The sequence below is a fragment of the Mesorhizobium sp. CC13 genome (assembly GCF_039907765.1).
Taxonomy (GTDB): domain Bacteria; phylum Pseudomonadota; class Alphaproteobacteria; order Rhizobiales; family Rhizobiaceae; genus Aminobacter.
This window is the reverse complement of record NZ_JARDJI010000039.1, coordinates 1-12,929: the sequence shown is the minus strand read 5'-3', so window position 1 is coordinate 12,929 and position 12,929 is coordinate 1. Positions and strand designations below refer to the sequence as shown.

10 protein-coding genes are annotated in these 12,929 nt (G+C 67.7%); 4 read left to right on the top strand and 6 right to left on the bottom strand.

Translation table 11 applies throughout. The annotated features are described in order from the left end of the window. Positions 1 to 240 precede the first annotated feature (240 nt). A complete protein-coding gene (locus PV773_RS24815; RefSeq protein WP_347968936.1) occupies positions 241 to 1,179 on the bottom strand; it encodes a diacylglycerol kinase family protein in 939 nt (312 codons plus the stop codon). A gap of 153 nt (positions 1,180 to 1,332) precedes the next feature. Between PV773_RS24815 and PV773_RS24810 the strand changes: the two genes are divergently transcribed. Together PV773_RS24810 and PV773_RS24805 are read left to right on the top strand one after the other, a co-directional pair. Further along, positions 1,333 to 1,767, top strand: coding sequence for a DUF4383 domain-containing protein (locus tag PV773_RS24810; RefSeq protein ID WP_347968935.1), 435 nt, complete (start codon positions 1,333 to 1,335; stop codon positions 1,765 to 1,767). A 9-nt stretch (positions 1,768 to 1,776) separates the two neighbouring features. Then, positions 1,777 to 2,907: a hypothetical protein gene (locus PV773_RS24805; RefSeq protein ID WP_347968934.1), complete on the top strand. Its 1,131-nt coding sequence runs from the start codon at positions 1,777 to 1,779 to the stop codon at positions 2,905 to 2,907. Between the two features lie 12 nt (positions 2,908 to 2,919). Here PV773_RS24805 and PV773_RS24800 read toward each other — a convergent pair whose 3' ends face one another. Then, positions 2,920 to 4,542 carry an FAD-binding oxidoreductase gene (locus PV773_RS24800; protein ID WP_347968933.1) on the bottom strand — a complete coding sequence of 541 codons (1,623 nt, stop codon included), beginning with the start codon at positions 4,540 to 4,542 and terminating at the stop codon, positions 2,920 to 2,922. 230 nt (positions 4,543 to 4,772) lie between these two features. After that, the gene (locus PV773_RS24795) at positions 4,773 to 5,015 is read right to left on the bottom strand and encodes a DUF1344 domain-containing protein (protein WP_340038268.1); all 243 of its coding nucleotides are present in this window, start codon (positions 5,013 to 5,015) and stop codon (positions 4,773 to 4,775) included. Between the two features lie 467 nt (positions 5,016 to 5,482). On the opposite strand from PV773_RS24795, the gene PV773_RS24790 reads away from it, so the two are divergent. Beyond that, entirely contained in the window at positions 5,483 to 5,740 is a 258-nt protein-coding gene (locus tag PV773_RS24790) for a SemiSWEET transporter (protein ID WP_340038269.1), read from the top strand. Between the two features lie 17 nt (positions 5,741 to 5,757). Here PV773_RS24790 and PV773_RS24785 read toward each other — a convergent pair whose 3' ends face one another. From PV773_RS24785 to PV773_RS24775, 3 genes are all read right to left on the bottom strand, one after another. After that, the gene (locus PV773_RS24785) at positions 5,758 to 6,711 is read right to left on the bottom strand and encodes a hypothetical protein (RefSeq protein WP_347968932.1); all 954 of its coding nucleotides are present in this window, start codon (positions 6,709 to 6,711) and stop codon (positions 5,758 to 5,760) included. Between the two features lie 177 nt (positions 6,712 to 6,888). Continuing rightward, complete coding sequence (locus PV773_RS24780; RefSeq protein ID WP_347968937.1) at positions 6,889 to 7,926, bottom strand: CapA family protein; 1,038 nt, start codon at positions 7,924 to 7,926, stop codon at positions 6,889 to 6,891. A gap of 114 nt (positions 7,927 to 8,040) precedes the next feature. Continuing rightward, the gene (locus PV773_RS24775) at positions 8,041 to 9,135 is read right to left on the bottom strand and encodes a glycosyltransferase family 4 protein (RefSeq protein WP_347968931.1); all 1,095 of its coding nucleotides are present in this window, start codon (positions 9,133 to 9,135) and stop codon (positions 8,041 to 8,043) included. A 356-nt stretch (positions 9,136 to 9,491) separates the two neighbouring features. On the opposite strand from PV773_RS24775, the gene uvrB reads away from it, so the two are divergent. After that, complete coding sequence (gene uvrB, locus PV773_RS24770; protein ID WP_347968930.1) at positions 9,492 to 12,692, top strand: excinuclease ABC subunit UvrB; 3,201 nt, start codon at positions 9,492 to 9,494, stop codon at positions 12,690 to 12,692. The last annotated feature ends 237 nt before the right edge of the window (positions 12,693 to 12,929 follow it).

The following is a 12,929-nucleotide window of genomic DNA, read 5'->3' as shown; positions in this document are numbered from 1 at the left end:
CCCCCCCCCCCCCCCCCCCCCCCCCCCCCCCCCCCCCCCCCCCCCCCCCCCCCCCCCCCCCCCCCCCCCCCCCCCCCGAACGGCGGACGAAGCTGCCAATCTCCCCCCTTGTGGGCCCGGCAGGGCAGAGGGGGTGGGAAGGATCGCGATCCATCAAGACGAGAGCGGCGCAGACCCGCACTCCCCAGCAAAATCAGCCCCTTGTGCCGCCTTCCGGACTCAACCTCCGAACCGCTTCGCTCAGCACCTCACCGTCAGCGCCCTGGGTACCATCTCGTAGGTCGCCGGGATATGCCCCGGCGATTCGCCGTCGATATCGACGAGTGCCGCATTCGCCAGCGGGTCGCCCAGCGGCTCCACCGTCACCTTGCGGCCGCGCAGGATGGTGATCGCCGGATGGTTGCGGTGGCGCCCGCCATAGAGCAGGCGGATGTCGAAGATGAGCTGCAGCTTGCTCGCCGCCCGCAGGATGACGATGTCGAACAGCCCGTCGTCGGGCACGGCATCGGGCGCGATCATCATGCCGCCGCCGAAGAACCGTTCGTTCGCCACCGCCACCAGCGCCACCTTGGCCTCGACCGGCGCACCGTCGTCGATGGTGATGCGCACGTCCTGGAAACGGTAGCGCAGGAACTCCGTCACCGTGCGCCAGAAGAACAGCGCCTTGGCCGACACCCTGCCCCTGCGGCGGTCGTTGTTGACCGCCCGCACCGTCGCCCCCGACATGCCGAGGCTGGCGATGTTGACGAAATGCCGGCTGGCCAGGCGGCCGTGATCCTCGACGAAGGAGATGCGCCCCGCGTCGATCACCCTGTCGAAGCCGTCGGCGATGCGGTCGACGGCCGACTTGGCGTCGACCGGAATGCCCAGCCCGCGCGCGAAGTCGAGCCCGGTGCCGCAGGGCAGCACGCCCAGCACCGCACTCCTGCCGGTTTCGGCCTGCATCTGCAGGATGCCGTCGGCGACCTCGCTGATCGTGCCGTCGCCGCCGGCCGCCACGACGACCTCGCAGCCGAGCGCCACCAGGTCGCGCGCCAGCACCGCACCGTCGCCCGGCTCCCCGGTCTCGCGGAATTCGACGTCGTCGAAGCGGTCGGAAAGGGCTGCCGCCACCTCCGCCCAGTGGGCGCCCAGACGCCCGCCGCCAGCCACCGGATTCCTGACCACCCCTAGCTTCACGAACCAAAACCCTCCCCGGCAGCCGATGCCCCACATTGTTGGCCGTCGAAGGAAATGCGCAAGAGGCGAGCGCATAGCCCGGCCGACTTTCCCCACCCGTTCACCTCGCCCGGGAATCGGCTAGTATCGCGCCACAATATGGGGAACGGGTACATGTCGCTGATCCAGAAGCTGGCCGTCGCCTACGCGGCGCTGTTTTTCGTCGTCGTCGCGGTCGGCTACGTGCCGGCCTTCAACGACGCCGAGGGCAACCTGTTCAGCCTGTTCTCGCTGCAATGGTACGACGACCTGCTGCATGCCTTCTCCGGCGTCTGGGCGCTGGTCGCCGCCTTCGTGTCGCACCGCCAGTCGGTGCTCTATTTCAAGCTCTTCGGCGCGGTCTACCTGTTCGACGGCGTGCTCGGCCTGGTCACCGGCTCCGGCTACCTCGACGGCGGCATCTTCATCAACGGCTTCCGCTCCTTCGACGACATCGACCTGGCGACCCGCTTCTTCGCCAATGCGCCGCACCTGGCGATCGGCGGCTTCGCCGTCTTCGTCGGCTTCTGGCTGTCGCGGCGCGTGCGCGCGCCCCTCGCTTCGGCCTGAGCCGGCACGATGCTCCTGCTCCGCCTCCTCAAGCGGATCGTCAAGGCGGTCGTCCTTGTCGTTGTTCTGATTCTGCCAATCCCGGTCATCGGCCTCGCCTACGGCTTCCTCACCACCGATGCCGTCGACGGCAAGCCCCTGCCCGGGATCGCCGAAGGCGCCCCGCCTGCGGCACTTGCCGCCCAGGTTCGTACCGAGATCGCGGGCTACCAGCGGCCCGAGGAGTCGACCTTCCTCACCTATCCCGAATGGGCGATCGTCTATGCGGCGCGCGAATACGCCGGCTTCGTCGACCGCGGCAATCCGGGCGACTTCCCCTACTGGGCCTATGTCGGTCGCTTCTGGCAGGACTATGCCACCGTCATCCGCGCCTCCGACGAATACCCGTTCAACTTCGCCAACCACCAGATGCTCGCCGTCATCGGCACCAGCCACACGATCGAGCATATCCTCCAGTGGGCCTACGAGAACACGATCGGCCGCATCACCTACATGACCGGCGGACCGTCGAACCCCGCCGACCGCTACCTCGCCCGCACCGCCGGCGAGTATGCGGCCTTCCTCGACCAGGTGCCCTGGTACGAATTCCCCTATGCCGAAAAGCGCGCCGGGCTGATGGCGCTTGCCGCCGGCCCGGGCGACGATCCGGTCCGCATGGCCGAGCGCAAGTTCGCCTTCGGCCTCGCCTACTCCGTCAAGCAGGCCTATGCCGACCTCATCAAGGCCGGCCTTTCCGCCACCTCGGATCCCGCCCTGCTCGACATCCATGTCTGGGCCAGGGGGCCGGTCGCCGAGGCGATCGCCGGCGAGCCCGACACGCGGCTGGAAAAGGACTACGGCGACGACGGCGCGGTCTTCGTCACCCGCCGCTACCAGGTCTTCACCGACATGATCCCGCGCCTGGTCGGCAAGGGCGTGCGCTTCGTCGAGATCGGCGGCAACGACGAGATCCTCGTCACGATGCTGAGCGGCGATGCGCTGGCCACCCCCGAGGGCGCGCGCCAGCTCTTCGCCTACCAGCTCCCGGCCGTGCCTTCCGCCCGCCGCACCGGCCTTGTGGTGGCCGTGCGCAAGCTCGACACGGTGCTGCCCGCGCTCGCGGCTTCCGGCGCCCGCCTCGAGCACGTCTACGACTACTGAGCCCTTCCGCCCTCAGTCGACGGCGGCCATCGCCTTGATGGCGCGATAGAAGGTCGAGGTGAACAGCTCGTCCGGATCGTAGCTGCGCTTGCGGGCGAGGAAGTCCGGCAGTTCCGGATAGGACGCCAGCAGCTGCCGGCCGGTGTAGTGTAGCTGGTAGGGCAGGAAGAAGCGGCCGCGGTGGCGCAGCGTCAGGTCGATCAGCGCCCGGGTCAGGCCGCGCATCGCCTGGTTGCCCGCATCGTCGGCGCTCTGGTTGACGTAGAGCACCAGCGCGAAGGCCGGCTCCGTCGCATAGGGAAGTGCCACGTCCTCGCCGTGCACCACGCGCACCGAGGCGTTGAGCAGGGCGAGCGGCTGGGCAGCCAGTATCCTGCGCGCCGCGGCCAGGAACAGGTTGAACTCGCCGCGCGGCACGAAATACTCGTGCAGGATGTCGGTCTCGTCCTGCAGGTCGTTGAACAGGTACGGCACCGAATCGTGCATCGGGTTGTTGCGCGTCACCAGGCACGCCTCGCCTTCGCTCATCGCCGCCGTGCGCGCCACCGTGCAGGTCTCGGACCGCGGCTCGAGATACTTCTCGGCCAGCCATTTGGCCCACTGGAAGAAGCCGCCCTGCTTGGCGAGGTTCATCACCAGCCGCTTGGTCCCCACGCCCTCCGGCTCGCCCAGCGCGGGCTGGGAGGCCGGCGCGGCGTCCGCCGCCTTGTCGTAGCGGTAGACGATCATGTCCTCGAGGAAGTTCAGCGGCGACGTCGACAGGTGGCCGTAGAACAGCCCCAGCCCCTTGTCAGGCTCCATCTGCCGCTCGAACATACGTGGAAAACGCTCGGCGCGGACGATCTCGCGCGAGGTCCGGTAGATGGCGTTGTCGACGATCTCGATCACCGCCGACACCACCACGCCGAACAGGCCGTAGCCGCCCACCACATGGCGGAACAGGTCCTCGTTCATGGCGCGCGAGGCGGTCACCACCTCGCCGTTCGCCAGCATCACCCGCAGCGAGCGGATCGAGCCGGCCACCGAGCCGGCCTGGTGGTCCATGCCGTGGGCATTGACCGAGATCGAGCCGCCGACGGTGAAGATGTCGGTCGACTGCATCGCCTTCACCGCAAAGCGCGGATGCAGCAGGTTCTGGATCTCGTGCCAGGTGGCGCCCGGCTCGACCGTGATCGTCTTCAAAATCTCGTTGACGCTCACCTTGTTGAACTTGCGCATGTCGAGCACGAGCGCGTTGTCGTCGAAGGCATGCCCGCCCATCGAGTGCCGCACCCCGGCCATCGACACCTTGAGGCCGTTGTCGCGCGCGAATGCCAGCGCATTGGCGACGTCGGCCTCGCTCGCCACCTCGACCACGCCGTAGACCGGCGTCGCCGACAGCGCGCTGGCGTCGTTGATCTCGCCGCCCTTGGCGAGCCATTTCAATGCCGGATCGAAGGCGGGCGTGGCGCCGAGCGGCTTCGTCGCCAGCGCCATGCCGTCGACATCGGCAATGCGCCCCAGGCTCTTCGGACCCGTGGGAGCACGGGCAAGCCGCGCCAGCGCGGTACCCGTCCAGTAGACCGCCCCGCCCATGGCCACAGCCCCGAGCAGCAGCCGTCGCGAAATCCCCCGCCGCCTGCGATGGATCGCCATCATTCTCCTCCGCACCACCTGTCAGCATAGACCGTGATTCGACAAAAATCCAAAAGAGGAGGGGAGCAACTTCGGCGTGCATAAAGACGATTACGTCATCGTCGGTAGAAAAAACGGCCGCCTCCAAGGAGACGGCCGAGTTGTACAGGTGCGTAGATCTTGGAAGGTGTCGCGCGGTCCGCTCCGCCCGGCGCATGGCAGGGCCGGCGGAGCGGGCATGGGTCCGGTCCTTAGGACGCCTTGTCGATCGCCGTCACGGCGCCGGTGGTGTCGTCCACGGTCACCTTCACCTTGGCGCCGGCCGCGAGGCCTTCCACGGAAATGCTCTCGGGCACGACATAGGTCTTGCCGTCTTCCAGCGTGATCGAGCGCGTCGCCGGATCCACCGACTGGACCGTACCCTCGACTTCGGCGGCATAGGCCGCACCCATGATGGCAAGCGAGGCGACGGTCGTTGCAAGGAACTTCTTCATGTCATCTTACTCCCGTTCTGTATTCGCCCTCGCGGACCTGGCATTTGGCGCCATATCCGCCGGACGAGATGGAAACTGGCCGTCGAGGCCCGGCAACGCAAATCACGTTGAATGAAATTGTCGAACATTATCATAGGCTTATTTCTGCCACATTCGAACGCAGCCGGGTCGGCTCGGAGCGCTTCGAAGCTCGCGGATGCGGCGCCGACCCGTGTTGCGCAAGGGCTAGGGCCCGTCATGGGCCCGTCACCTCCGGGCCATCGCGGCGCCCGATTTGCTTTCGGTCGATCACGGAACGGACCGGAAAAACTTGCCGCGGCAAGTCCTCGTGCAAGATCATCCTCTCCGGCCCGCGACGATCTGATACATCCCAACGCTTGGTCCAGGCGCTCGCCGCCGCTTCACAGGCAGCCGTGATTCTGGCATAGGTGCGCGCCGCACGCTGCGTGCCGCCTGGAACCCCTGCCTTGAATCCGTTGTTCGAAATCGTCGGCGCCCTTGCCGCCATCCTCACCACGCTTGCGTGGCTGCCGCAGATCCTCAAGATCCTGCGGGAGCGCAAGACCAGCGACATCTCGCTCGGCACCAACGCGGCACTGGCCACCGGCATCTCGCTGTGGATCGTCTACGGCGTCGCCATCGGCTCGCTGCCGGTGATCCTGTCCAACTCGATCACGCTGGTGTTCATCCTGGCGATCGTCGGCCTCAAGCTGCGCTACGGCTGAAGCCGGGCCGCAGCGTCTCAGCTGCCGATCTTGCGCACCAGAGAGGCCGTCGCCAGCATCGTCGCGATATCGGCGATCATCGGCTCGATATGGGTCTTGTAGTCGAGCGGCACCGTTGCCGGCGGCAGTTCGAAGAAATCCCGCCTGTCCGGCAGCAGCAGGAAGCCGTCGCTGCCATTGATGGCGATGCGCGCCGGCGCGCCCGGCCAGACCTCGTTCAGCCACCCCAGCGCCTGGACCATCTGCCCCGAGACGACCGGCTGGCCAGCCGCGACGTTGTCGGTGCGGAAGTCATAGGCCGCATCCAGCTCGGCCGAGCCCGACTTGATCTCCTCCAGCCCGCCGCCGAACATTTCCCGGAAGAAGCCCATCAAGGCGGTCGTCTTCACCGTCGCCACCAGCACGCCGTCGAACGGCTTGACCATGTCGAAGGCGACGATGACCCCGTCGAACAGCTCGGCATCGGCCTTGCCGGAGCGCCGCCACAGCGCCGCCTCGTAGAGTTCGAAGGCAAAACCGTCATAGCTGCCCGAGATGACGTCGTCGAACTGGCTGCCGTCATGGTCGCCGATCGTCTCGCGCGGCAAGCGTGCGAAGCTCGCTGGAACCACGGCCTTGCGCAGCTTGAGATCGTCGACGAAGCCGAAGGCGATCGGCAACAGCTTCTCGCGCAGCGAGCCCTGCAGGTTGCCGCCGGCACTCGAGGCCAGCACGTACACTGCGAAGGACGCGAGAAAGCCGGCCAGGTAGAGATAGATGTGCAGCGTCGAGAACCACAGCTCATATGGATCGGCGCCGAGATTGAGCAGCATCGCCAGGCCGACGACCGCAACGAGCAGCAGGCCGAGATAGACGGGCACCCGCCAGCGCACCGACCGGCTGGCCGCCTTGCGCTCGGCCTCATAGGCCTCGATGTCCCTTCTGATGCCCGCGATGACCGCCTCGTCGGGCATGAAACCGGCTGCGCTCATTCACCCCTCCCCATTGCCGGTGCGCCCCGGCAGGCGCCGATGATAGCGGCTTTTCGTCAAATGTCGCGGCCCGCTCCGCCGCATTCGCATGGCCGGCCGCCGCGACCCTGCCACAGGGAATCGTTCGCAAACAAGGGGATGGCCGCAAGACCGGAATCGAAATGCGAAGCAGCGCGCTCAGCCGAACAGGCCGGCCCATCGCGCCCGTGCCTTGGCGCCGAGGCGGCCGCCGACGGTCTCCAGCGGCACCAGGCGCTCGCGGTCGCCGTCCCGCTCGCGAAACAGCGGCACCATGCTCCAGCCGGCGACCTGCCCGCGCGTCCCGGCATCGGCGCTCACCTCGACCGTCAGGACCGCCCCGATCCGTCCCGGCCAGGGCTGGCGGGCAAAGGCCGTGCCGAGGAAGTCGCCGAGCCCGTAGGCCACCAGCGCCCCGCCGATCCGCTCCAGGGGCTGCGCCACATGGGCATGGTGACCGGCCACCAGCCCGACGCCGAGATCCGCCAGCCGCCGCGCCTCGGCGCGCGTCGCCGCGCGCGGGAAGTGGCGGAACTCCCAGTCCCAGTGCGGCACCGCGCAGACCAGGTCGACGCCCTCCGCCCCTTCGATGCCGCCGCGGTGGGCGGCGAAGAACGCGTCGGCCATGACCGCGCGGCCGCTGAAATCGGCGGCATCGGCGTTGCGCCATTGCGTATAGGCCGCAAGGCCGATCCGCAGCGGCCCGGCCGCCACCGCAAGCAGCCCGGCCGCCGTCCCGATCGTCGCGATGCCGAGCCTGGCGAGGGCCGCGCGGGTCTCGTCGTAGCCTTCGATCCCCTGGTCGAGCACGTGGTTGTTGGCCAAAGACAGGACCAGCCGGGCGGGCGCGATGCCGGTCGCCGCAAGCGCGTCGGCCAGGAATTCGGCGGTCATCGCGTGGCGGGTGCCGAGCCGCGTGCCGAGCCTGGCGCTCGGTTTGCCGACCACGGGGCTCTCGCAATTGCCGACCACCAGGTCGGCCGAGGCCAAGAGCGCAGCGAGCTGCGCGTCGCAGGCCGGCGCGCGCCGGTTGGCCACCGCCGAAATGTCGCCGACGAAGGCGAGCCGCACGCATCTTGCCGGCGTCGGCATGAGCGTGCCTTCGCTTGGCAGGAACCCGGAGGCGTCGCCGGCCGCCGAGGGCTTCAGGAAGCGCGCCGGCCAGGAGATCTTGTAGGAGAGCGGATAGTTCGACACGCGGCGCCCGGCAATTCGATCGGGCACCTCATGTCCTGAACGGACGGGCGGGTCCCGCACAATCGCACAGTAGCAGCAATTCATTGCCGCAAGCTGGCCCCGAGCGGCCCGCTGTCATTTTTGCGCAGGTTTCTGCCGCGCCCGTGCCGCCGCCAGCCGGTAGATCTGTTCGATCCGCGACACGGTCGCCGGCGGCTCCAGCCGGGCCACCGCCCGCCGCGCCGCTGCGCCGATCACGTTGCGCAATGCTGCATCCCCTGCCAGGGCGGCGGCCGTCTTGGCCATGGCGTCCACGTCGCTATGGCCGAACAGATAGCCGCTGCCGTCGACGATCAGTTCCGACGAATAGCCGACATCCGTCGTCAGCACCGGCAGCTCGGTAGCCATGGCCTCGAGCGTGGCGATCGGCCCCTCCTCCATGCGGGACGTGCACAGATACGCATCCATGGCGCCCATCAGCGCGACCGCGTCGTTTCGCTCGCCCACCAGATGCACCCGCCCGGCCACCAGCGGATCGCCGAGCGCCGCACCCCACAGTCCTTCCCGCGCCGAGTCCGCGAACGGACCGATCAGCAGCAGCTCCGCGTCGATGCCGGCCGCGACGAGCCTTGCCAGCACCGCCACCATGTCGAGCTGGTTCTTGCGTAGACAGATGTCCCCGACCGAACCGACGACGAACGCCTCGGGCCTGAGCCCCAGGCTCGCGCGCGCAGCGGCCCGCAGCGGGTGGCTGACCGGCTCCACGCTGCGGATGTCGAACATGTGCGGCACCACATGCATGTGCTTGCGCCGCACCAGCAGGCGGGACAGGTAGTAGTCGGCCGTCTGCGCGCTCGGCGCAATGACCTCGTGCGCGAAGGCCCAGGGCAATTGCGGCTGCCTGGTATGCGCGGTCATGACGATCGGCGTTCCGGCCACGCACCGGAAGACCATGGCGTGCTTGTTGCCGCGGCTGCCATGCGCATGCACCACCTCATGGCCCCAGTCCCGGATGGCATAGCCGACGCGGCGGATCTCCGCCGGCGTGGTGGCGAAGTCCGACGCCAGCATGTCGATGGGTCCCGTGAAGGCCTGGCGTTCGATCCAGGAACTGCGCGAATGCACGAGCAGCACCCGGTGCCCGGCGTCGAGCTGCGCCTGGATCAGCGACCGCGAGCTCGTCGCGACGCCGTTCAGCGCGGCATGCGACACGAGATGCGCGATCCTCACGCAGCCCTCGCGTCAGCCCGGAGATGGATGAGCGGCGAACGCCTTGGAATCACGCGCCTGGCACCGGTTCGAGAATGACGCAGCCTAGGTAGCACTCATCAGCCGCCACTAAAACAGGTATCGCCATAGCAGCACGCGGTGCCCGGCCCGCCCGATCCAGTACCGTTACGCAGGCATAGAGGATAATGACATCAGGCCAGTAACCACAATCTTGGCGAACGCCAGCCTTCCCTCCCTGAGTTGAGCAGCACTTCCTGACAACCTGTTGTCAGGAACCCGACCGACGGCCGGCGCGGCTGCCGGCTTTCCGGCGCCGCGCCCTTTCCATTTCGGCGAACTCCGCCCATATTCCGGTCATGGCCAAATCTCCCGACAAGAATGCGCCTTCGGCGACCTCTGGACGTGCCGCGAGCAAGCGCGGCGGCAATGGCGTCACCGCCTATCTCGACGCCTCCGAACCGTTGCATCGCCCGGGCTTCGGCGAGGCCCCGCAAGCGGGGTTGTCAGGCACGCCTATGTCCGGCTCGATTTCGGACTGGGCCGAGGAGATCGCGCGCGAAGCCGAGCGCAGCCCCTCATCCCCTGCCGGACCTTCTCCCCGTGAAGGACGGGGAGAAGGAGGAAGCTCCCGCGCCGACGCTGCCCCCTTCTCCCCGCCTGCGGGGAGAAGGTCCCGGCAGGGGGATGAGGGGCAAGCCGCAAGATCGCCCAAGAAAGTCCCCGAGCGCTCCGCCGCCCCCACCCGCTCGGCGCGCGGCACCTCGATGGGCGGCGCGGCCTCCGCCAAGGAACGCGCGGCCGCCGGCCTCAACCCGGTCGCCGGCCTCGACATTTCGCTGGAAGACGCCGCCTCGCTGTCCAACTCCGGCGTCACCGCCACGGTGGCGGCGCTCTCGGCGCTGATCGAGAGCGGCAACCCGCTGCACAAGAACGGCGAGATCTGGGTGCCCCACCGCCCGGCCCGGCCGGAAAAATCCGAAGGCGGCATCCAGATCGTCATGCAGTCGGAATTCGAGCCGGCCGGCGACCAGCCGACCGCCATCAAGGACCTCGTCGAGGGCGTCAATTCGACCGAACGCACCCAGGTGCTGCTCGGCGTCACCGGCTCGGGCAAGACCTTCACCATGGCCAAGGTGATCGAGGAAACGCAGCGCCCGGCGCTGATCCTGGCGCCCAACAAGACGCTGGCGGCCCAGCTCTACGCCGAGTTCAAGAAGTTCTTCCCCGACAACGCGGTCGAGTATTTCGTCTCCTATTACGACTACTACCAGCCGGAGGCCTACGTTCCGCGCACCGACACCTATATCGAGAAGGAATCGACCATCAACGAGCAGATCGACCGCATGCGCCACTCGGCCACGCGCTCGCTGCTCGAGCGCGACGACGTCATCATCGTCGCCTCGGTCTCCTGCATCTACGGTATCGGTTCGGTCGAGACCTACACGGCGATGACCTTCCAGATGCAGGTCGGCGACCGGCTCGACCAGCGCCAGCTGCTCGCCGACCTCGTCGCCCAGCAATACAAGCGCCAGGACATCAACTTCGTCCGCGGCTCGTTCCGCGTGCGCGGCGACACCATAGAGATCTTCCCCGCCCACTTGGAAGATTCGGCCTGGCGCATCTCGATGTTCGGCGACGAGATCGAGCAGATCACCGAGTTCGACCCGCTGACCGGCCAGAAGACCGGCGACCTCAAGTCGGTCAAGATCTACGCCAACTCGCACTACGTGACGCCGCGCCCGACCCTGAATCAGGCCATCAAGTCGATCAAGGAAGAGCTGCAGCATCGGCTGCAAGAGCTTGAAAAGGCTGGCCGCCTGCTCGAGGCCCAGCGCCTGGAGCAGCGCACCCGCTTCGATCTCGAGATGCTCGAGGCCACCGGCTCCTGCGCCGGCATCGAAAACTATTCGCGCTATCTCACCGGCCGTCGCCCCGGCGATCCGCCGCCCACCTTGTTCGAGTACATCCCCGACAACGCGCTCGTCTTCATCGACGAAAGCCACGTCACCGTGCCGCAGATCGGGGGCATGTACCGGGGTGACTTCCGTCGTAAGGCGACGCTGGCCGAATACGGCTTCCGCCTGCCCTCCTGCATGGACAACCGGCCGCTGCGCTTCGAGGAGTGGGACGCCATGCGCCCGCTCTCCGTCGCCGTGTCGGCGACGCCGGGCAACTGGGAAATGGAAGAAGCCGGCGGCGTCTTCGCCGAGCAGGTCATCCGCCCCACCGGCCTGATCGATCCGCCGGTCGAGGTGCGCCCCGCGAAAACCCAGGTCGACGACGTCGTCGGCGAAATCCGCGCGACGACGGCTGCCGGCTACAGGACGCTGGTCACCGTGCTGACCAAGCGCATGGCCGAGGACCTGACCGAATACCTGCACGAGAACGGCGTGCGCGTCCGCTACATGCACTCCGACATCGACACGCTGGAGCGCATCGAGATTCTCCGCGACCTGCGCCTCGGCGCCTTCGACGTGCTCGTCGGCATCAACCTTTTGCGCGAAGGCCTCGACATTCCCGAATGCGGTTTCGTCGCCATCCTCGACGCCGACAAGGAAGGGTTTTTGCGCTCCGAGACGTCGCTGATCCAGACCATCGGCCGCGCCGCGCGAAACGTCGACGGCAAGGTCATCCTCTATGCCGACCAGGTCACCGGCTCGATGGAACGCGCCATGGCCGAGACCAGCCGCCGCCGCGAGAAGCAGATGTTGTGGAACCAGGCCAACGGCATCACGCCGGAGAGCGTGAAGTCGCGCATCGCCGACATCCTCGAGTCGGTCTACGAAAAGGACCACGTCCGCGCCGACATCTCGCAGTTCACCGACGATGCCGGCGCCATGGTCGGCAACAACCTCAAGGCCCATCTCGACGCGCTCGACAAGCAGATGCGCAATGCCGCCGCCGACCTCGACTTCGAGAAGGCCGCCCGCATCCGCGACGAGATCAAGCGCCTGCGCGAGATGGAACTCGCCATCTCCGACGACCCGCTGGCGCGCGAGGTCGAGGGCCAGAGTCCGGCCTCCGGCCGTGAGAAGGGCAAGCACAACAAGGGCGTCGCCAGGCATCGCACCGCCGAGGAGCAGGAGCGTTTCCGCAAGCTCGACGAGGCCCGCGCCGCCGAGGAAGCAGCCAAGGCCGCGCGGCCCAACCTGTTCCGCAAGCCGCATATCGACGACATGGGTCCTGGCACCGACATGGCGACGCCGGCGGGTGCCGTCTCGCGCTCGCTGTTCAAGAAACAGTCGGCAGCCGAGGCCCACGGCTCCGACTACGGCGTGCCCGACGACGGGCGCAGCCCGAGCGGCCGACCGGCCGCCGCGCCTGCTGGCGCGCGCCTGGGGCGCGAGCCGCGCAGCGGCGACAGCGTGAGCGAAAAGAACAAGTCGCTGTTCCGCAAGAACGACCTCGACGAGATGACGGTCCGCCGCACCGAAAAGCCGGTCGAAGGCGTCAAGCCGATCAAGCGCGCAAAGATCGGTGCCGGCTCCTACGAAGACCCGGCCGAAGCCGCGCGGGCGAAGAGGAAGCCGGGCAAGTCGGGGAGGCCGGGGCAGTAGCGCCGCGACGACCGGGACCTCGAATCCTCCTCCCCTGCAGAGGCTAAGCAATATTTATGTTCGTCTGTTTGTGCGGCGATGCACCCCCACCCCTAACCCCTCCCCACAAGGGGGAGGGAGACTCTGGCGAGGCCATTCCAGCGGCAAAGCGCAACCATGTAGGTAGTGTGCTGAGAGTTCTGCAAATTCGCTGAGAGAGGGCGGTCATGGCAGGCTGGTGATGTTCAAGGTCACCTG

Coding starts and splice junctions, on each gene's coding strand:
- PV773_RS24810 (WP_347968935.1), top strand. CDS start 1,333: ATGTCGCTGATCCAGAAGCTGGCCGTCGCCTACGCGGCGCTGTTTTTC.
- PV773_RS24805 (WP_347968934.1), top strand. CDS start 1,777: ATGCTCCTGCTCCGCCTCCTCAAGCGGATCGTCAAGGCGGTCGTCCTT.
- PV773_RS24800 (WP_347968933.1), bottom strand. CDS start 4,542: ATGGCGATCCATCGCAGGCGGCGGGGGATTTCGCGACGGCTGCTGCTC.
- PV773_RS24795 (WP_340038268.1), bottom strand. CDS start 5,015: ATGAAGAAGTTCCTTGCAACGACCGTCGCCTCGCTTGCCATCATGGGT.
- PV773_RS24785 (WP_347968932.1), bottom strand. CDS start 6,711: ATGAGCGCAGCCGGTTTCATGCCCGACGAGGCGGTCATCGCGGGCATC.
- uvrB (WP_347968930.1), top strand. CDS start 9,492: ATGGCCAAATCTCCCGACAAGAATGCGCCTTCGGCGACCTCTGGACGT.